Annotated in this window: 17 protein-coding genes and 1 riboswitch; of the genes, 14 read left to right on the plus strand and 3 right to left on the minus strand. The window is 69.5% G+C overall.

Annotated features, from left to right (window positions below; all coding sequences use genetic code 11):
• The first annotated feature begins 26 nt into the window (after positions 1–26).
• The 12 genes from IFS44_RS11575 to IFS44_RS11630 all read left to right on the plus strand — a co-directional run bounded on the left by IFS44_RS11575 (position 27) and on the right by IFS44_RS11630 (position 12,549).
• On the plus strand, positions 27–635 hold the full coding sequence (locus IFS44_RS11575; RefSeq protein ID WP_081877807.1) for a DUF721 domain-containing protein: 609 nt from the start codon (positions 27–29) through the stop codon (positions 633–635).
• The gene (locus IFS44_RS11580) at positions 636–1,298 is read left to right on the plus strand and encodes a DsbA family protein (protein WP_192098546.1); all 663 of its coding nucleotides are present in this window, start codon (positions 636–638) and stop codon (positions 1,296–1,298) included.
• Positions 1,299–1,317: 19 nt separating this feature from the next.
• Entirely contained in the window at positions 1,318–2,052 is a 735-nt protein-coding gene (locus IFS44_RS11585; RefSeq protein WP_031439788.1) for a thioredoxin domain-containing protein, read from the plus strand.
• A 135-nt stretch (positions 2,053–2,187) separates the two neighbouring features.
• Entirely contained in the window at positions 2,188–5,583 is a 3,396-nt protein-coding gene (locus tag IFS44_RS11590) for a chromosome segregation SMC family protein (protein WP_192098547.1), read from the plus strand.
• Positions 5,584–5,630: 47 nt separating this feature from the next.
• Complete coding sequence (locus IFS44_RS11595; protein WP_031394247.1) at positions 5,631–5,816, plus strand: hypothetical protein; 186 nt, start codon at positions 5,631–5,633, stop codon at positions 5,814–5,816.
• 61 nt (positions 5,817–5,877) lie between these two features.
• Positions 5,878–7,122: a putative DNA modification/repair radical SAM protein gene (locus tag IFS44_RS11600; RefSeq protein WP_056673981.1), complete on the plus strand. Its 1,245-nt coding sequence runs from the start codon at positions 5,878–5,880 to the stop codon at positions 7,120–7,122.
• A 64-nt stretch (positions 7,123–7,186) separates the two neighbouring features.
• The gene (locus IFS44_RS11605) at positions 7,187–8,098 is read left to right on the plus strand and encodes an HNH endonuclease (protein ID WP_192098548.1); all 912 of its coding nucleotides are present in this window, start codon (positions 7,187–7,189) and stop codon (positions 8,096–8,098) included.
• Between the two features lie 99 nt (positions 8,099–8,197).
• Positions 8,198–8,476 carry a hypothetical protein gene (locus tag IFS44_RS11610; RefSeq protein WP_056673976.1) on the plus strand — a complete coding sequence of 93 codons (279 nt, stop codon included), beginning with the start codon at positions 8,198–8,200 and terminating at the stop codon, positions 8,474–8,476.
• Positions 8,473–8,913: a periplasmic heavy metal sensor gene (locus IFS44_RS11615; protein ID WP_342366414.1), complete on the plus strand. Its 441-nt coding sequence runs from the start codon at positions 8,473–8,475 to the stop codon at positions 8,911–8,913. The genes IFS44_RS11610 and IFS44_RS11615 overlap by 4 nt, the downstream gene beginning before the upstream one ends.
• Positions 8,910–9,515, plus strand: a complete 606-nt coding sequence (locus tag IFS44_RS11620) for an RNA polymerase sigma factor (protein WP_446740851.1) — start codon at positions 8,910–8,912, stop codon at positions 9,513–9,515. Before IFS44_RS11615 ends, IFS44_RS11620 begins: the two co-directional genes overlap by 4 nt.
• Positions 9,516–9,595: 80 nt before the next feature.
• Positions 9,596–11,389, plus strand: coding sequence for a copper resistance system multicopper oxidase (locus tag IFS44_RS11625; RefSeq protein WP_192098549.1), 1,794 nt, complete (start codon positions 9,596–9,598; stop codon positions 11,387–11,389).
• A complete protein-coding gene (locus IFS44_RS11630) occupies positions 11,386–12,549 on the plus strand; it encodes a copper resistance protein B (RefSeq protein WP_244650209.1) in 1,164 nt (387 codons plus the stop codon). Before IFS44_RS11625 ends, IFS44_RS11630 begins: the two co-directional genes overlap by 4 nt.
• Here the strand turns inward: IFS44_RS11630 and pnuC are convergent.
• Genes pnuC through IFS44_RS11645 form a run of 3 tightly spaced genes read right to left on the minus strand, consistent with a single transcriptional unit; the run spans position 12,480 to position 16,572 of the window.
• On the minus strand, positions 12,480–13,097 hold the full coding sequence (gene pnuC / locus IFS44_RS11635; protein ID WP_192098550.1) for a nicotinamide riboside transporter PnuC: 618 nt from the start codon (positions 13,095–13,097) through the stop codon (positions 12,480–12,482). The genes IFS44_RS11630 and pnuC overlap by 70 nt on opposite strands.
• Positions 13,094–14,245, minus strand: a complete 1,152-nt coding sequence (locus IFS44_RS11640; RefSeq protein ID WP_192098665.1) for a phosphotransferase enzyme family protein — start codon at positions 14,243–14,245, stop codon at positions 13,094–13,096. The genes pnuC and IFS44_RS11640 overlap by 4 nt, the downstream gene beginning before the upstream one ends.
• Before the next feature lie 14 nt (positions 14,246–14,259).
• Positions 14,260–16,572: a TonB-dependent receptor gene (locus IFS44_RS11645; RefSeq protein WP_192098666.1), complete on the minus strand. Its 2,313-nt coding sequence runs from the start codon at positions 16,570–16,572 to the stop codon at positions 14,260–14,262.
• Positions 16,573–16,642: 70 nt separating this feature from the next.
• Positions 16,643–16,731, minus strand: a riboswitch (TPP riboswitch).
• Between the two features lie 164 nt (positions 16,732–16,895).
• On the opposite strand from IFS44_RS11645, the gene IFS44_RS11650 reads away from it, so the two are divergent.
• Positions 16,896–17,618 carry a FadR/GntR family transcriptional regulator gene (locus IFS44_RS11650; RefSeq protein WP_051916620.1) on the plus strand — a complete coding sequence of 241 codons (723 nt, stop codon included), beginning with the start codon at positions 16,896–16,898 and terminating at the stop codon, positions 17,616–17,618.
• A 206-nt stretch (positions 17,619–17,824) separates the two neighbouring features.
• The gene (locus IFS44_RS11655) at positions 17,825–19,069 is read left to right on the plus strand and encodes an outer membrane beta-barrel protein (protein ID WP_081874419.1); all 1,245 of its coding nucleotides are present in this window, start codon (positions 17,825–17,827) and stop codon (positions 19,067–19,069) included.

The raw sequence follows: 19,069 nt of genomic DNA on the forward strand, positions 1-19,069 counted from the left end.
GCGCCGCCTATGGCATGGGTGGCGCGATGAGCAACCCGCCCGGTATCACCACCGAACAAAAGTCCGCGACCGCGGCCAGCGCGACGGACGTTCCGCCCGCGCGCAAGACCGCCGTCCGCAAAACTGCTGCCCGCAAACCCAAAGTCGACGCGGATGCGCCGCGCGCCAACCGGTCGCGCGCGGTCGCCGAGCTGCTCCCCGCGATCGGCGGCGCGGCGTTCCGGCGCTTCGGCTTCATCCAGTCGTCGGTCGTCAGCCGCTGGCCCGAGATCGTCGGCGAGCGGTTTTCCGGCGTCAGCACGCCCGAATCGATCCGCTTCCCGATGGGGCAGAAACAGGATGGCGTCCTGACGCTGACCGTGCGCGGCGCGCATGCGCCGATGATGCAGCACGTCATTCCCGAGATCACCGAGCGCGTGAACCGCTTCTTCGGCTATGCCGCCGTCGCGCGCATCACCATCCGCCAGGGCGAGGTCGCCAAGCCACGCGTCAAGGCGGCGCCGCCCCCGCTCCGCACCGTTCCCGCCGATCTCGGTCTCAGCCTGAAGGGCATCGCCGATCCCGAACTGCGTGCGGTCCTCGAATCCCTCGCCGCCGGCGTCGCCTCGACGAGCGGCCTTCCCAGGATCAGCTGAATGCGTCTGTTCTTTGCGTTGTTCGGTTTCGCGCTGCTCACCGCGGCCGCGCCCGCCCCGAAGCCCGTGCCCGTCACCCGGACGGCGAGCGGCACCTACGTACTCGGCAGCCCCGCAGCCCGGGTCAAGCTCGTCGAATATGCCAGCTACACCTGCTCGCACTGTGCAGATTTCTCGACCCAGTCGCAGGCGGTGCTGAAGGGCAAGATGATCGCGTCTGGATCGACCAGCCTCGAATTCCGCCACATGATCCGTGACCGGCTCGATCTCGCTGCGGCGGTGCTCGCGCGCTGCACAGGACCGCGCGGCTTCTTCCCGACATCGGCGGCGATCTTCGCGGCGCAGCCCGCCTGGCTCGAAAAGGGGATCGAGTTCCAGCAGGTCAATGCCGCGCGCATCAACCTCTATCCGCGGCCGGCGCAGCTCAAGGCCTATGCCGATGGCGCGGGGCTGACCGATCTGGTCAAGGCGCGCGGGCTGTCCGCCGCCGCGATCGACGCGTGCTTCGCAGATACGGCGGAGATCGACCGGATCCTCGCCATCACCGCGGCGGCACCGCCCGAGGTCGATTCGACGCCGTCCTTCTTCATCAACGGCAAGGTCATGCCGCATGGCGGCTGGGCCCAGCTCGAACCCGCGCTGCGCATTGCCGGCGCCCGCTAATTTCGTTGGAGTATCCCGCATGAAGTTCGTCACTGCCATCGCCGTCCTGCCGCTCGCGCTCGCTGCCTGTTCGGGGGGCGACTCGTCGAACACCACCCAGGCCGCAGCCCCCGTCGCCGCGGCGACCGCACCCGCCGGTCAGAACTGGACCGAAACCGTCGTCAAGACCGACGAGGGCTATCTGATGGGCAACCCCAATGCCCCGATCAAGCTGGTCGAATATGGCGCGCGCTCCTGCCCGACCTGCGGCGCGTTCGGCCGCGAGGCGTTCAAGCCGCTGACCGACAACTACGTCTCGACCGGCAAGGTCAGCTTCGAATTCCGCGACTTCCTTGTCCACGGCGCGCCCGACGTCGCGCTGACGCTGCTCGGCCAGTGCGGCGGGACCGCGCCGTTCTTCCCGATCCTCGAACAGATGTACCAGAACCAGAACGCGTTCCTCGACAAGCTCCAGACGATGCCCCCGGCGATGCAGCAGAGCCTCGCCAATCTCGCCCCGACCGCGGTCGCGACCAAGCTCGCCGAGCACATGGGGGCGATCGATTTTGTCAAGCAGCGCGGCATTCCCGAGGCCAAGGCGCGCGCCTGCCTCGCTGACCAGAAGCAGCTCGAGATCATGGCCAAGCCGACCGAAAACGCGATGCAGTCGGGCACCGTCACCGGCACGCCGACCTTCCTGCTGAACGGCAAGAAGATGGAAAACGTGCTGTCGTGGAGCGAGATGGAAAAGGCGCTCAAGGCCGCCGGCGCGTAAGCCGCATCCCGTCCGGCGCGCATTTGTCAGCCCGGAGTGTGCCCCTGCGAAGGCGGGGACCCAGGCCGGGCTGCCGCCTTCGCGGGAGACCGGAAGCGCGCTACGCTCGCCAATCGTGAAGGGAGAGCGCGCGCCATGCAGATCAGACGCCTCCGCATCACCGGGTTCAAGAGCTTCGTCGAACCCGCCGACCTGGTGATCGAACCCGGGCTGACCGGCGTGGTCGGCCCCAATGGCTGCGGCAAGTCGAACCTGCTCGAGGCGCTGCGTTGGACGATGGGCGAGGCCAGCGCCAAGTCGCTGCGCGGTGCGGGCATGGACGACGTGATCTTCGCAGGGACCGCGACCCGCCCCGCGCGCGATTTTGCCGAAGTGTCGATCCTCGCCGAGATCGCCGGCCCCGACGGCGCCGACGAACGCGAGATCGTCCGCCGGATCGAACGCGGCGCAGGGTCCGCCTACCGGATCGACGGCCGCGACGTCCGTGCGAAGGACGTCGGGCTGCTCTTCGCCGACGCCGCGACCGGGGCACACAGCCCCGCGCTGGTCAGCCAGGGCCGGATCGGCGCGGTCATCGCCGCCAAGCCCGCCGACCGCCGCGCGATGCTCGAGGATGCCGCCGGGATCGCCGGGCTGCACGTCCGCCGCAAGGATGCCGAGGCGAGGCTGCGTGCGACCGAGGCCAATCTTGCACGGCTCGATGCGGTCATCGCCGACCAGGACGCACGCGCCGCCGCGCTCAGACGCCAGGCGCGCGCCGCCGAACGCTATCGCCTGCTGTCGAACCAGATCCGCGTCGCGGAGGCACGCACGATCTTCGCACGCTGGCGCGACGCCGCTGCCGCCGCCGAGTCGGCGACCGCCGACGCCGCGCGGGCCGAGGCGCGGGTGGCCGCCGCCGCCGCCGCCGAATCCGTTACCACAAATGCGCAGCACGCCGCCGCCGCCGCGGTCGCCGCCGCCCGCGCCGCCGCGCTCGCCGCGCGCGACCATGCCGCCGACACCGGCCATAGGCTGGCCGGCCTGCGGACCGAACGCACCGCGCTCGACCGCCGCCTCGCCGATCTCGCCGACTCGCGCCGCCGTATCGCCGAGGACCGGCTGCGCGAGGGTAGCCTCGCCAGCGACGCCGCCGACGCGCTGACCCGGTTGACGACGGAGATCGCCACGCTCGATGCCGTGATCGCCGCCGCCACCGCCGCGCTTCCCGCGCTCGATGCGGCGCAAGCCGAGGCCGAACGCGCCGCGCGCGACGTCGAGGTCGCGCTGGCGCAGGCGATGACCCGCCATGCGAGCGATGTCGCCGAGGCGCGGGTCGCCGCCGCCGCGCTCGCCGCTGCGCGTACCCGCGCCGATCGCGCCGCACGCGACGCGGCGCAGATCGAGGCGGCGCACCGCGCACTTGGCGACCCCGCCCCGCTCGAGGCTGTTCGCGCCACCGCCGCCGAGGCGCGTCTCGCCGGGCTGGAGGACGCCGCCGCCGCCCGCCACGCGCTCGCGCAGGCCGATAGCGACGAACGCGCCGCAAGTGGTTTGCGCGATGCCGCCGAGACCGCGCGCGCCACCGCCCGCGCCGAGCTCGCCGCGCTCGACAGCGAGGCCGCAGCGCTCACCCGCGCGACCCAACGCGGCGGCCGCGACCGGCTGCTCGACCATGTCACCGCCACGCCGGGGCTGGAGCGCGCGCTCGCCGCCGCGCTCGGCGACGATCTGGATACCGACCCCGCCGCCTGGGCCGGCGCGGCGCCCGCGCCCGGTGATCCCGCGCGCCCGTCCGGCACCACCGCGCTTGCCGCCGACGTCGACGCACCCGCCTCCCTCGCGCGCCGGCTCGCTCAGGTCTTCGTTACCGACCGTGACGACGGCCAGCCGCTCGCGGTCGGCCAGCGCCTCGTCACCCGCGACGGCGTGCTGCGCCGCTGGGACGGCTTCATCGCGCAGGGCAGCGGCGCGGCGGCCGCCGAGCGGCTCGAACGTCGCAATCGCCTGCACGCGCTGGAAACTGCACGCCCGGTCGCCGCCGCTACGCTCGCCACGCACGACGCGGCGCGCAACGCCATCGACCAACGGATCGCCGCGCACCGCCAAGCCGCCCACGACGCCCGCGCCCACCTGTCCGCCGCCGAGACCCGCATCCGTGACGCGCAACGCAACGAGGATCGCGCCGCCGCCGCGCTCGAACGCCGCGCCGGGCAGCGTGCCGATCTCGACCAGCGCGCCCACCGCGTCCATGCCGAACAGGCCGATGCCGCGGCGGACCTCGCCGCCGCCGACGCCGCGGTGGCGGCATTGCCCGACGGCCGCGCCAGCGCCGACGCGGTCGCGACGCTCCACCGCGACGCCGAGGCCCGCCGCGGCGCGGTCGCACAGGCGCGCAGCGACCGCGCCGCGCAGGACCGGCTGCGCGCCGAAACACGCGAACGTCTCGCCGCCGCACAGGCCGATATCCGCAGCTGGCGTGCGCGTGCGGGCGAAGCGGCAACCCGCATCACCGCGTTGGACCGCCGCGCCCGCGACGTCGCCGCCGATGCAGAGGCGCTCACGGACCGTCCCGCCACCCTCGATGCCGCGATCGCCACGCTCGATACCCAGCACGCCGCCGCGCGCGCGGACGCCGACACGCTCCAGACCGCCGAACGCGCCGCCGAAGCCGCGCTTCGCACCGCCGACGACGCGCATCACCGCGCGGCCGAAGCGCTCGCCGAGGCACGCGAGCACCGCGCCGGCGCGCTCGTCCGTGTCGATACGCAGGACCAGCACCGCCGCGAGCTCGGGCGGCTGTCGGGGGAGCGTTTCGCCTGCCCCGCCCCCGTCCTGCCCGAACGCCTCGACTTCTCCGCCGCCGATGTCCGCACGCCCGCGGACGAGGCCCGCGCGCAGGACCGCCTGACCGCCGAGCGCGAGCGGATCGGCGCGGTCAACCTCGTCGCCGACCAGCAGCTCGCCGCGCTCGAGACCGAGGCGATCGGCAATGCAGCCGAACGCGACGAGCTGGGTCAGGCGGTCCACCGGCTGCGCGGCTCGATCGGCACGCTCAACCGCGAGGGCCGCCAGCGGTTGCTCGCGGCGTTCGAGACGGTGAACGGCCACTTCCAACGGCTGTTCGCAACGCTGTTCAACGGCGGCAGCGCGCATCTCGAGCTCGTCGATTCGGACGATCCGCTCGAGGCGGGACTCGAGATCCTCGCCCAGCCCCCCGGCAAGCGGCTGCAGTCGCTGACGCTGTTGTCGGGCGGCGAGCAGGCGCTGACCGCGGTCGCGCTCATCTTCGCGCTGTTCCTGACCAATCCCGCGCCGATCTGCGTGCTCGACGAGGTCGACGCGCCGCTCGACGACGCCAATATCGACCGCTTCTGCGACCTGCTCGACCGGATGGCGCGCGACACCGCCACGCGCTACCTCGTCGTCACGCACAATGCGGTCACGATGAGCCGAATGCACCGGCTGTTCGGCGTGACGATGATCGAACCCGGGGTCAGTCGCCTCGTCTCGGTCGATCTTCAGGCCGCCACCATCCTTGTCGCTGCATAAAGGCGTCACCCGCTGCGAAACGCGAGCAATCGCGCTATAATGGTCGGATGTTCCTCGACGACTCGACGATCTGGCCGCGCAAGGACGATCTCCCGCCGCGCAAACCCGCCTTCCGCCATGAGAAGGCGCTCAGCCGCATGCTCCTCGTCTATGCGCTGGCGCTGATGCTCCTCCCGATCAGCCTTGGCAGCTTCGTCGATATCATCCGCTACGTCGCTGGCCTGTTTGGATAATCCCCCGGACAGTTGATCCGCATCAATCGACAGGTACCTGCGCGGAACGTAAGATGAACGCATGGCCCAGCTCGACACCCGTGAGAAACTCGAGATCCTGGCCGATGCCGCGAAGTACGACGCATCCTGTGCGTCATCGGGCACCGCCAAGCGTAATTCGAAGGACGGCAAGGGGCTCGGCTCAACCGAGGGCATGGGGATTTGCCACGCCTATGCGCCCGATGGCCGCTGCATCTCGCTGCTCAAGATCCTGCTGACCAACAGCTGCATCTTCGACTGCCATTACTGCATCAACCGCAAAAGCTCGAACGTCCGCCGCGCGCGCTTCACCGCCAAGGAAGTCGTCGACCTGACGATCGCCTTCTACAAGCGCAACTATATCGAGGGGCTGTTCCTCTCCTCGGGGATCATCGCCTCGTCCAACTACACGATGGAGCAGATGGTCGAGGTCGCGCGCAGCTTGCGCGAGGATCATCATTTCCGCGGCTATATTCACCTCAAGACGATCCCCGACGCCGATCCCGAGCTCGTCCATCAGGCGGGACTCTATGCCGATCGCCTGTCGATCAACGTCGAGCTGCCGACCGCAGGCGGGCTCAAGCGGCTCGCCCCCGAGAAGGACGGCGTCCGGATCGAGACCGCGATGCGCGAGGTCAAGGCCTCGATCGTCGACGGCAAGGACGCCAAGGCCAAGTACAAGTCCGCGCCGCGTTTCGCCCCCGCGGGCCAGTCGACGCAGATGATCGTCGGCGCCGATGCCGCGACCGATGGCGACATCGTCCGCAAGGCCTCGACGCTGTACGACCGGTTCGGTCTTCGCCGCGTCTATTATTCGGCGTTCAGCCCGATCCCCGATGCAAGCGCCGTTCTGCCGCTGCAGCGCCCGCCGCTGATGCGCGAACACCGGCTCTATCAGTCCGACTGGCTGATGCGCTTCTACGAATTTCAGCCACACGAGGTCGTTGCCGCGGCGGACGACGCGACCGGCATGCTCCCGCTCGACATCGATCCGAAACTGGCCTGGGCGCTCAAGTTCCGCGGCAGCTTCCCGGTCGACGTCAACCGTGCGCCGCGCGAGATGCTGCTCCGCGTCCCCGGGCTCGGCGTGAAGGCGGTCAATGGCATCCTGACCAGCCGCCGCTGGCGCCGCCTCCACCTCGCCGATATCGCGCGGCTGACCGTGTCGGTCGCCAAGATTCGCCCGTTCATCATCGCCGAGGACTGGCGCCCGGTTGCGCTGTCCGACCGCGCCGAGCTCCGCCCGATCGTCGCGCCGAAGCCGCGCCAGATGGAAATGTTCGCCTGATCTTCCAGCCGTGGCGTGCGCTGTCGCGGCTGGTGGATCGGGGGCGATGCGCTAAGGTCAGCCCATGGCCTTTGGCGTATTCATGCACCGCTCGGACTCGATCTACGACGACAGCCCGGCTGAACGATACCAGTTCCCCGCCCAGTATCTGAGCCGTGCGCAGCCCAGTATCGGCGACTGGATTCTCTATTACGAACCCCGCAAGGTCGCGGCCACGCGCGGCTATTTCGCGGTCGCCAAGGTCGAGCGGATCATCCCCGATCCGTCGGCACCGGCGATGTATCTCGCGCTGATCGAGCCCGGCTCCTATCTCGACTTCGCCACCCCCGTGCCCTTTGCTGGCACCGACGGCCCGATCGAACGCGGCGTCCTGAACGATCAGGGGCGGATATCCGGGCGTGCGCAATCCGCCGTGCGCCCGATCTCGCCAGCCGACTTCAACCGCATCGTCACGCTCGGCCTCGACGACGAGACCCCGCTGCTGCCGCGCACCGGCGATGCCGTGGCCGACATGGTGGACGACGGCCATTGGCACGAGGAGCGCAGCCCGTTCCTGATCGAAGGCGAGCGTCCGCGCATCGCCAGCCTCACGTCTCGGATCGTCCGCGACCGGATATTTCGCCGCACCGTCCTGCGCGCCTATGACGAACGCTGCGCGATCACAGGGCTGAAGCTGATCAACGGCGGCGGCCGCGCCGAGGTCGAGGCGGCGCATATCCGCCCGGTCGAGGCGAGCGGCCCCGATATCGTCAGCAACGGGCTCGCGCTGTCGGGCACCGCGCACTGGATGTTCGACCGCGGGCTGTTGTCGCTCGCCGATGATCTCGCCATCCTCGTATCGCGCCAGGCCAATGATCCCGACACGATCCGCGGGGTCGTCAACGCGAGCGGCTATGCCACCGCGCCGGCCCGCGCCGCCGATCGGCCGCACCCCCATTTCCTGCAATGGCACCGCGCGCACTGCTTCAAGCAGTAGCGTCGGCATCGCGGCGGCAAGCCCATTCTCGCCAGCGGGCAAAAATCATGCGGGATCGCGCGCGGCGGTGCGTATGTTTGGATGCAGAGGGAGCGGACGATGCAGGATCCTGTCGATGAAGGACTGACCCGGCTGGCGGCGATGCCGGTGCCGCGCGCGCTCGATGGCGTCGAGGCGTCGGTGTTCGAGAGCATCGCGGAGAATGCGCGCAGTCGGCACACCAGCCTCCTGGTCGGGCGGTGGTCGGTCGGTACCGCGCTGGTGCTGGGCTTGATCGGCGGGGCGGCACCGATCGGCCATGGTGCGCCGGCGCAGGCGTCGATCCCGATCGGAATCGACGGCGCGCTTGCCCCCTCGACCTTGCTGCTCGGGCAGTGACGTCCGTGGTCCGGCGTGCGGCACCGACGATCGTCCTTGCCTTCCTCGCGGCGATCGCCGGCGTGTTTATCGGCGGCTGGATCCGGACGCCGGGCGCAGCGCACGGCACCGAACTCCACACGCTGCTACACCGCGACGTGGTGCTCGACGCCCCGCAGGAGGCGGCGCTCGACCGGCTCGAGGCCGAGTTCGCGGTCCGCCGCGCGGCCCTGGAAGCGGAGCTGCGCGCCGACAATGTCCGTCTCGCCGCCGCGATCGAGCGCGAACATGCCAATGGCCCCGCAGTCGCCGCCGCGGTCGACCGGTCGCACCGGACGATGGGCGCGCTGCAAAAGGCGACGCTCGCGCATGTCTTTGCAATGCGCGGCGTGATGCGCGCCGACCAGACCGCGGCGTTCGACCGGGTCGTCGTGCAGGCGCTGACCCCCGCGCATTGATCCCGCCCCGCCCCGACAGGACCGCGCGCCGCACGAGCATCGATCTCGATGCCTATGACGACGCCGCGCTGGTCACCGCGCATCTCGCCGGACCCGCGGCGGACCGGCAGGCGGCGTTCGCGGCGCTGATGCGGCGGCACAAGCAGCCGCTCTACCGCCTGATCCTCGCGCAGATCGGCGATCCCGACGAGGCGCTCGACCTGTTGCAGGACAGCTTCGTCGCGGCGCACGCCGCGCTGTCCCGCTATGACCGCGACCGGTCGCTGCGCGCGTGGCTCGCGCGGATCGCGATCAACAAATGCCGCGACTGGCACCGCCGCCGCCGGGTCCGCCATATGCTCGCCCGCGTGTTGCCGATCGAGGCGGGCGAGCGGGTCGCGGATGGGGCGGCGGATACGGAGACGCACGCGATCGATCGCGACGACCTCGCCCGCACGCTGGCCGATATCGCGCGGCTGCCCGCCCCGCTGCGCGAGCCGCTGCTGCTGTGCACGATCCACGAACTCAGCCAGGCAGAGGCCGCGCAGGCGCTGGGGATCAGCGTAAAGGCGGTCGAGACCCGGATCCGCCGCGCGCGCGCCGCGCTCGCCGCCGCGGCCTGATTTGTCTAACGTCATGAGGGGCAAGCCGATCGGCGGCGTATGACCTGACAGACGTGGCCGCTCCCGGCCCGAGGATACGCATGACCCGACCGACCCGCCGCCAATTCCTCCGCGACGCCACGCTTGGCGGCGGCGCGCTTGCGCTGCCCTGGCTGCCCGCCTGGGCCCAGCCCGTGTCCACGGGGATCGCGACCCCGCTGCCGATGCTGTCCGGCACCGATATCGCGCTGACCGTGGCGCATCTGACGCGGACGATCGACGGCACGCGCAGCCACGCGATCGGCATCAACGGCACCAGCCCCGCGCCGCTGATCCGGCTGAAACAGGGGCAGCAAGTCCGGCTGTCGGTGACCAACAGCCTCGACGAGGAGACGTCGATCCACTGGCACGGGCTGCTCGTGCCGTTCCAGATGGACGGCGTGCCCGGGATCAGCTTTCCTGGCATCCCGGCGCGATCGACCTTCACCTACGACTTCCCCGTCGTGCAGCCGGGGACCTATTGGTATCACAGCCATTCGGGGCTGCAGGAGCAGATGGGGCATTACGGCCCGATCGTGATCGATCCCGAAGGTCCCGACCCGGTCGTGTCCGACCGCGAACATGTGATCGTCCTGTCGGATCACAGCCCGCTTCACCCGCACGCGATCTTCCGCCGGCTGAAGCTCCAGGGCGGCTATTTCAACTATCAGAAGCAGACGCTCGGCGGCCTGCTCGCGGGCCGGGATCAGCCGGCGGGCGAACGGCGGATGTGGGGCGGGATGCGGATGGACCCGACCGACGTCTCCGACGTGACGGGCGCGACCTACACCTATCTCGTCAACGGGCATGGCCCCGCGGACAACTGGACCGCGCTGTTCACGCCCGGCGAGCGCGTCCGCCTGCGCATCATCAACGCCTCGGCGATGACCAATTTCAACGTCCGTATTCCCGGGCTGAAGATGACCGTCGTGCAGGCCGATGGCCAGAACGTGCGTCCGGTCGCGGTCGACGAGTTCCAGATCGCGGTCGCCGAAACCTATGACGTGATCGTCGAACCCGCCGCGCCCGTCGCCCACACGCTCGTCGCCGAGGCCTGGGACCGGTCGGGCATGGCGCGCGCGACGCTCGCGCCGCGCGTCGGGATGGTCGCCGCGGTTCCTGCGCTGCGCAGACGCCCGCTCGCGACCATGAAGGACATGGGCATGGGCGACATGGCCGCGATGGATCATGGCGCGATGGGCGGCATGGCGGGGATGGACCACGGCGCGATGCCGGGCATGGACAAGCCCGTGAAGGCACCCGCCGGCGATGCACCGATGCCGGCCATGAGCCACAGCATGCGCGACTTTGCCAACGCACCGGGCCTGCCGAAGACGCCGACCGTGCAGACCGTCGCACCGATGCCGATGGATCGCACCGGCGAGCCGCCACAGGGCCTGAGCAACACCGGCCACACGGTGCTGGTGTACCGCGATCTGGTCGCGCTCGAGCGCAATCCCGACCTGCGCGCGCCGTCGCGGCAGCTGCAGATCCACCTGACCGGCAACATGGAACGCTATATGTGGGCGTTCGACGGCGTGAAGCTGAACGAGGTGAAGGCGCCGATCCCGTTCCGCCAGGGCGAACGCGTCCGCGTCACCCTGGTCAACGACACGATGATGGCGCACCCGATTCACCTGCACGGCCATTTCTTCGATCTGGTGACGGGCCACGGCGATCATGCGCCGCGCAAGCACACGATCAACGTCGCCCCCGGCGGCACCGCGACCTTCGACCTCACGGCCGATGCGGTCGGCGACTGGGCATTCCATTGCCACATGCTCTACCACATGCACGCGGGCATGATGCAGGTCGTCACCGTCCGCCCCGATGACGAAGCGGGAGCAGCATCATGAAGACGCTCGCTTTCTTCCTCGCGACCGTCACGGCCACGCCCGCCGCGGCGCAGATGCACGAGATGCACGGGATGAAGATGCCCGGCATGGCGATGCCCGCCAAACCCGCGCCCAAAAAGCCCGCACCCAGAAAGCCCGCCCCGGCAAAGCCCACTGCACGCAAGGTGGCGCCGACGCGCGCGCAAACAGCAAAGCCCGCCGCATCGGCGATGCCCGCGATGGACATGCCCCCGACCGCCGCCTGCTCGGTCGAGCATGCCGCAATGGGCCACTGCCAACCCGTCGCGACTGGCGCGGCCCCGCCACCCCCAGCCAAGCCGACCGCCGCCGACCCGTGCCCGCCCGAACACGCCGCGATGGGCCATTGCACCCCGGCCGCGTCTGACAGTCCCGCCGCCCCGGCGGGCACGGACCAGCCCGCCGGCAACGCACCGCCCCCCGCGCCGCCGACCACGCTGGCCGCGGCGCGCTTCTACGATTCCGCGACGATGACGAAGGCCAATCGGATGATGCGCGACGAGCATGGCGGCATGCGCTTCAGCCAGATCCTCTTCAACCTCGCCGAGCTGCAGGTGCGCAGCGGTCGCGACGGCTATCGCTGGGACGGCGCGGGCTGGTTCGGCGGCGATATCGATAGGCTGGTCGTCAAGACCGAAGGCGAAGGCGGTTTCGGCGACCGGGTCGAGGCCGCCGAAGTGCAGGCGCTCTATTCGCGCGCGCTCGATCCGTACTGGAACCTGCAGGCCGGCGTCCGCCAAGATCTCGGCGCAGGCGCCAAACGGACCTATGCCGCGCTCGGGGTCGAGGGCCTGGCGCCTTATTGGTTCGACGTCGAGGGCACGGTGTTCCTGTCCGACAAGGGCGACGTGCTGGCGCGTGCGGAGGCCTGGTACGACCAGCGCATCACCCAGCGCGCGATCCTCCAGCCGCGTGTCGAGCTGAACCTCGCCGCGCAGGACATGCCCGGCAGCCGGATCGGCGCGGGGCTATCGACCGCGGAGCTCGGCGTGCGGCTGCGCTACGAGATCCGCCGCGAATTCGCGCCCTATATCGGGCTGTCCTGGGAGCGGCGCTATGGTGCCACCGCGCGTTATGCGCGCAGCGATGGTGATAGGACGGGCGGGGTCTCGCTCGCGCTCGGCGTGCGCGCCTGGTTCTGACGCGCCGCCTGCCACTGCCGATAGCCCAGCAGCGCGAGCAGGATCATCGCCGCATAGAGCCCCGCGGTCAGCATCAGGCCCTTCACGACGAACATCCCGACATAGACGATGTCGACGACGACCCACAGCAGCCAGCTCGCACTGTGCCGCCGCGCGGTCCAATATTGCGCGACCAGGCTGAAGCTGCTCAGCGTCGCATCGATCCAGGGCAGCGCCGCGTCGGTATAGCGGCTCATGACAAAGCCGATCGCCATCGCGGCACCTGCACCGGCGCAAAGCCCCGCCAGCGCGGGGATCGGCCGTAGCGGCACGACGGCGACGTCGCCCGCATCCTGCCGCCCGCGCGCCCAGTTGCGCCACCCATAGACCAGCGCGCCCGCGAACACCGCCTGCAGCATCATGTCCGCATAGAGCCGCACGTCGAGGAACAGCTTGAAGTACAGCGCACAGGCCAGCAAATTGACCGGCCAGCACCACAGCCGCCGCACCGCGGTCAGCCAGATGCCGAGGAAACTGACGGCGACCGCGGCGATCTCGAGCATCGTCACGCGCCGTGCTCCGCAACGGCGATCCGGCGGAGGAACGCCTGCCCCGGTTCGGACAGGAACCACGCCGCATGGCCGATCAGATAGCCGTCCCAGGCCAATGCCGCCGCGCTCATATCGCCGAGCACCCCTGCGAAATACGCGACCTCCGACAAGGCGAATTCGAGATGCACAAGCGGCAGCAGCCGGACGAGCGTCGCCCGGTCCTCCGCACCGAACGCGGTCGCCGCCGCATAGCCCGCCAGCAGCGCACACGCCGCCTCGGGCTGGCCGATCGCGGCGTCCGCGCCCTGCCCGAGCGCCAGCCAGGCGACACCGCTGCGCTCGATCGCGATCGCCACGTCGTGCAGCGCGCAGGTCCGGTCCGCCAGCCCGAAATCGATGACGGTCCGCACCTCCTCCTCCTCCCAGAGCAGGTTGGAGGGATGCCAGTCATTATGCGTCCACAAGGCCGGCTGCGCGACGAGCCGTGGCTGCAACCCGTCGCCGAGCGCGCCGAACAGCGATGCGAGCTCGCGCTGCCACGGCCGCGCGGCGAGGAAGGCGGCGAGCGCCGGCCGCGCCGCGACATAGCGTTCCGCCGCCGCCATAGGATCGGGATCGGGCAGGATGGTGAAGCTGGCGACCAGCGGTTGTGGCGGTCGCGCCGGCGCATCGAACCCCTGCGACGCGCGGTGCAGGCGGGCCAGCGCAACGCCCGCCGCCCGCGCCTGCGCCAGCGACAGGAACGGCGTCCAGGAGGGCCGGTCGCGATACAGGTCGACGCCGGCGGCCTTGCGATGCAATTCATAGGTCCAGTCGCCGCGGGCCAGCGCGCCGTTGTCGCTGGGGGCGAGCGTCATGACCTCGGGCACCGTGATGCGCGTCCGCAGATGCGCGATGAACCGGTGTTCCGCGCCCAGCTGATCGGGCGTCCGCATCCGGCGATGATGCCGCTTGAGCAGGAACATCCCCTGCCCGGTCTCGATCAGCGCTGCCGCGGAGAAGGGCCGCGGCGAATGCCAGTGCACATGCTCGAGCAGACCGGCGGCCGGAAACTGCGCGACCACCGTCGCGGCTTCCTCGTCCGTGATCGCCGGCCAGCTCGGTGCGGCCATGTCGGTACCCATCCCGTGGACCAGATGCGCCGCCGGCGAGCCCGCGCCGCTCATCGCGCCGGCATCGGTCACAGGCCGCGGGAGATGGTCGCCATGACGGCCGCACCACTCCCGACATAATAGGTCGGCGCAGATCCCGCGATCAGCGTCCCGCCGCGCCCGATCACGTCGCGCGCATTGGTCGAGACCGACTGCACCCCCGCCAGCACGCGCGGATCGGTCACGTTGATCGCGTTCAGCCGCAGGTCGGTCCGCTTGCCGTCGAGCATCGACGCCAGATGCACGCCGACCGACAGGTCGAGCGTCGCATAGCCCTTGATGCTCTCGTCATTGACGAAGGTCGCATATTGCCGCCCGACATATTTCACCGCGACACTGCCGAACAGCCGTCCGTCGTCATAGGTCCCGCCGCCACCGACCTGGACGGTCGGGCTGGAGACCGCATGCCGGCCGCGGGTCGGCAGATAGTCGTCGCCGACCGGCAGGTCGTCGCTGATCCGTGCGCGCAGATATTCGCCCGAGACATAGACGCTGACACCGCGCGCCGGGCGATAGTCGATCTCGGCATCGATCCCGTAGGAGCTCTGCCCCCCGGCATTCAGCGTCGAATTGACCAGCGCGCCACCATTGTTGATGACCGTCGCCAGCTGGCGGTTCCGGAAATCATAATGGAACCCCGTCACCGATGCGGACAGCGCTGTACCGATATAGCGATAGCCCAGCTCCTGCGAGACCGCATATTCGTTCTTGAGCGCGGTCGTCCCCGCGCTGACCAGCGCACCGCCCGCATAGCTGTCGTAGAGCGTGAACTCGTTCGGCGTGCGGAAGTTCGTCGTGATGTTGGCGAACAGCTGCTGCCGGTCGTCGATCTCGTAATGCACCGCCGCCCGCGGCAGCGCGGCGAAGCTGTCGAGGCGGACGCGGTCCTGCGGCCCGGGCAGGTAGTTGCGCCCGCTGCGCAGCACGTTGACGCCCTTGAACCCGATATCGACCGCAAGACGCGGGGTCAGCGTGACATGGTCGGCCAGGAACGCCGCCTTGGTCACCGTCACGGTCCGCTGGTTCTCATAGGCGAGCAACCGGCCGTCCGCGGTCCGGATCGCCTTTGCGCGATACCCCCAGCGATCGGCCGGTTCGCCGTCGGCGCCGACCGCGGTGTAGGACTGGACGACGCGGTCGGTGCCGTGATCGAACCACAGCCCCGCGGTCAGCCGGTGGATGCCGCGCTCGATTGTCAGCGTGTTGACCGTCCCGGCGCGGCGCTGGTCGCCGGTATAATTGCCCAGCACCGTCGCGACCCCGTCGACCGCACCCGGCAGCGCGATCGGATCGGCGAGCGGCTCGATGCCGAGGAAATTGCCGGTCGTGCCGAGCTGCGTCCCATAGGGCGAATTGCCGTAGCCGAACTGCAGATAGCTGGTGCTGTCGAGCGTTACCCCTGCGCCCAGCGCCAGATGCACCGGCGCCGACGCATAGAGGTTGCGGAACGGCGCACGGTACAGCCGCCAGTAATTGGTGTTGCCCGCGCTGTACCGCGCATCGAAGTTGAAATCGCGTCCCTGCGCGCGCCATTCGGCGAGCGTCGGGCTGCGATAGGTCGACGAGTTCGCGTCGTTGAACGACAGCGCCAGGCTCGCGCGGTTGCCGTTGCCCCATTCGCCGAGCAGCTTGGCATCGACATGTTGGCGCGTGTCATGGCCGGCACCGCGCCAGTTGTTCGCGCGCGTGTTCGAATAAGAGACGAAGGCCCGCAGCCCCGTCTGGCCGATCCGTCCGCTATCGAGCCGGACGAAGCCGCGCCGCGCCGCATAGGATCCGATCGACAGGTCGACGAGCCCGCGCGGCGCCGCACTCGGATCGTCGAGCCAGAGCGACAGCGACCCGCCCGCACCGCCCAGGGTCGGCGACGCGATATCGACCGCGCCCTGCGCCAGCGCGATCCGCTGGAGATTCTCGGTATCAGCGAACTGCGAGGGATAGGCGTAATAATAGCCAATGTCGTTCTGCGGCGCGCCCTCCATCGTCACGCCGATCTCGTCCTGCCCCAGCCCGCGCAACGTCAGGCTCGAACTGGTCGACAGACCGTAAGGATCACTCGACGCGACGGTCGCGCCGGGCAGGAGATTGACCAGCTGGAACGCGTTGAGCGTCGGCGCCTGCTTGGTGATGAACGCCGCGGCGATCGCGCTCTCGGACTTGGGCACCGTCTGGTCGGGGAGCAGCCCCTCGGGATCGAGAAGGCCGACCACGCGGATATCGACCGGGTCGGCGCCGTCCCGCGAATCCGCCTGCGTCTGCGCGCTGGCGGGGGCGAAGGCCACCACAGCAGCAAGTGCCACTGCCAGCGCAGTACATGCAACACGGGGCGGCCGGCCCGTCATCAGGTCAAATCGAAGGATCATCACGGTCTTGCGTCCACTCCACACGGAGGGACGACGGACGCGCCGCCAGCCCTCCCTACGCCGGTATCAACCGGATCAGGTTCAGCGGGTCATGGGCTGCAGCCCACCTCTCAGCCGCGCGTCAGCGGCCCCCCGGGGAGCGCGCCGTCTAGGCGGTTCGGTCTTCCGGGGATAGCGTTATTGCCCGTTCGCCCTTCCGCAGCGCCTTCCCGGCACACGCGCGGCAGAATTATATGACAATCCACGCCACCCAGACGCTTGCAGTGGGTGACAGCCGGACCGGTTTGCGCCACACAGGCTTTATGGAGCGTGTGCTGACCGACGTCGTTGCCCTAGAGAATCGGGATCTGGGACGGAACCTTACGCATGGCATGCTCGACCTGCTCGGCAAGGCCATCGTGACCGGCCAATATACGGATCGGCCCTTCCCCACCGAGGCGGAGATCGCGGTGGCGCATGGCGTCAGCCGATCGGTCACCCGTGAGGCGGTCAAGATGCTGACCGCCAAGGGACTGGTCAGCGCGCGCCCGCGACAGGGCACGATCGTCCAGCCAGCGAGCAGCTGGAACCTGTTCGACACCGATGTGCTGCGCTGGCTGCTGGACCGCAAATTTTCGGTCGAGCTGCTGCAGCAGTTCAACCAGTTGCGGATCGGGATCGAGCCTGAAGCGGCAGCGCTGGCGGCGCTGTATCACACCGAGCAGGACATGGTCGCGATCGAGGCGGGGCTGGCGCGGATGGCCGCTGCTGAGCGCAGCTATGACGATCCGCTCGACGCGGACATCGCGTTCCACGTCGCCGTCCTGCGCGCGTCGCGCAACCCCTTCTACGCACAGTTCCAGTCAGTGGTTGAAACCGCGCTTCGCACCTCGATCCGCTTCACCAACCGGATCAAGGGGCGCAGCGCGAACATCGCCGACCATGCCGCGGTCGCCGTCGCGATCGCCGCGCGCGATGCCGATGGTGCGCGCGACGCGATGCGACGCCTGATCGGCGACGTTCTCAGCCTGATCGCCGAGGCCTGACACCCGAATCGTCGCGACCCGGTGTACGATCAAGGGACAGCACCGTGCGACGCCGTCACTCGACCTGATCGCGCTTTTCACTTATCGAGACGCGGTGCCCTTGGGCCCGGTGCCGCGAGTCGAGATTTGACAAGCGCCGGAATAGCTCGAAGGACAAATGCGACCGCGCATCATGCGGGTAGCAATTGAAAACATGACGGGAAACAATGCGAAGGGCTCGAGACGAGCGAACTGCACGGATCGGCAAGGTCGCGCTCGCGGCGGCGATGACTGGCGGTTTGGTGAGCGGTGCGCAGGCACAGACGGTCAACGTCAACACACCCGTCAGCGTGCCCGTCGCGGGCAATGTCGACCGGTTTCGTGTCGTGCCGGTGATCACCAGTGTCTATGACAGCAACGTGCTGCGTCTCAACGACGCGCGCGGGAGCGGGCCACGCGACAATATCCGCGTTTCGCCGGCGCTGGCGGTCGATCTGAATCGCATCTTCGGACGCACCCGCGTCACCGCCGGCGGCACGGTCGGCTATGATTTCAACACCCGGTTCAGCGGCCTCGATCGCGAGCGGATCAACCTGACCTCGAGCGTGACGACCCCGGTCGGCGCGCCCTGCAGCGTGACCGGCAGCGCGGCGCTCGAACGCGCGCAGTTCGATCTCGGTGACACCAACACCGTGGTGACCGAGAGCTTCCTGCGCCAGGTCTATGACGTCGGCGCGAGTTGCCGCGCCGCGGCGGGCTTCTTTCCCGCGGTGGGCGTCAACCGCGTGTCGCTCACCAACAGCAGCCGCAAGGTTCTGGACACGAACCAGTCCGCGCTGCGCGCGGGGATCGGCTATGGGCGGCCCAGCCTCGGTACGCTGCAGCTCATTGGCTCGGTTGCCAAGATCGCGCGCCCGGGTATCGAGGATCTGACCGGGATCGACGATTCGACGATGATCACCGACGTCCAGCTGGTCTTCGAACGTTCGGTCGCGCCGCGCGTCAGCTTCCGGCTTGGCGGCGGCATCACGCATGCCGACCCCAAGCGCGCGGCCGTGCCGTCCTTCAGCGGCCCGTCGTTCGACGCGCAGGTGACGATACGCCCGGTGCCCCGGTTCACGATCGTCGGCTCCGGCCGCCGTGCGGTGCAGAATCAGAGCTCGTTTGGCGCGACCTATATCATCGCCGACAGCTACAACCTCAACGTGTCCTATCTGCTCTCGGCGCGTAGCACCGCCACGCTGTTCGCCCAGCGCGCGCGACGCGACCCGCGCGGCGAGGATCTGGCGCTCACGCTTCAGCCACCACGCGGCAAGGACAGGCTGAACGTCGTCGGCGGAAGCTATGCATTCGATTTTCACCGGTCGCTACGGCTCAGCCTGAACGTCGCTCACCAGCGCCGCACGGCGGACAATGCGATTTACGACTATACGGCCACATCCGCATCGGCGGGTGTCACGGCCCGTTTCTAA

Origin of the sequence: Sphingomonas sp. CFBP 13706, from assembly GCF_014842355.1 — a bacterium.
GTDB lineage: Bacteria > Pseudomonadota > Alphaproteobacteria > Sphingomonadales > Sphingomonadaceae > Sphingomonas > Sphingomonas aerolata.

Coding starts and splice junctions, on each gene's coding strand:
- IFS44_RS11575 (WP_081877807.1), top strand. CDS start 27: ATGAGCAACCCGCCCGGTATCACCACCGAACAAAAGTCCGCGACCGCG.
- IFS44_RS11580 (WP_192098546.1), top strand. CDS start 636: ATGCGTCTGTTCTTTGCGTTGTTCGGTTTCGCGCTGCTCACCGCGGCC.
- IFS44_RS11585 (WP_031439788.1), top strand. CDS start 1,318: ATGAAGTTCGTCACTGCCATCGCCGTCCTGCCGCTCGCGCTCGCTGCC.
- IFS44_RS11590 (WP_192098547.1), top strand. CDS start 2,188: ATGCAGATCAGACGCCTCCGCATCACCGGGTTCAAGAGCTTCGTCGAA.
- IFS44_RS11595 (WP_031394247.1), top strand. CDS start 5,631: ATGTTCCTCGACGACTCGACGATCTGGCCGCGCAAGGACGATCTCCCG.
- IFS44_RS11600 (WP_056673981.1), top strand. CDS start 5,878: ATGGCCCAGCTCGACACCCGTGAGAAACTCGAGATCCTGGCCGATGCC.
- IFS44_RS11605 (WP_192098548.1), top strand. CDS start 7,187: ATGGCCTTTGGCGTATTCATGCACCGCTCGGACTCGATCTACGACGAC.
- IFS44_RS11610 (WP_056673976.1), top strand. CDS start 8,198: ATGCAGGATCCTGTCGATGAAGGACTGACCCGGCTGGCGGCGATGCCG.
- IFS44_RS11625 (WP_192098549.1), top strand. CDS start 9,596: ATGACCCGACCGACCCGCCGCCAATTCCTCCGCGACGCCACGCTTGGC.
- IFS44_RS11630 (WP_244650209.1), top strand. CDS start 11,386: ATGAAGACGCTCGCTTTCTTCCTCGCGACCGTCACGGCCACGCCCGCC.
- IFS44_RS11640 (WP_192098665.1), bottom strand. CDS start 14,245: ATGAGCGGCGCGGGCTCGCCGGCGGCGCATCTGGTCCACGGGATGGGT.
- IFS44_RS11645 (WP_192098666.1), bottom strand. CDS start 16,572: ATGACGGGCCGGCCGCCCCGTGTTGCATGTACTGCGCTGGCAGTGGCA.
- IFS44_RS11650 (WP_051916620.1), top strand. CDS start 16,896: ATGGAGCGTGTGCTGACCGACGTCGTTGCCCTAGAGAATCGGGATCTG.
- IFS44_RS11655 (WP_081874419.1), top strand. CDS start 17,825: ATGCGAAGGGCTCGAGACGAGCGAACTGCACGGATCGGCAAGGTCGCG.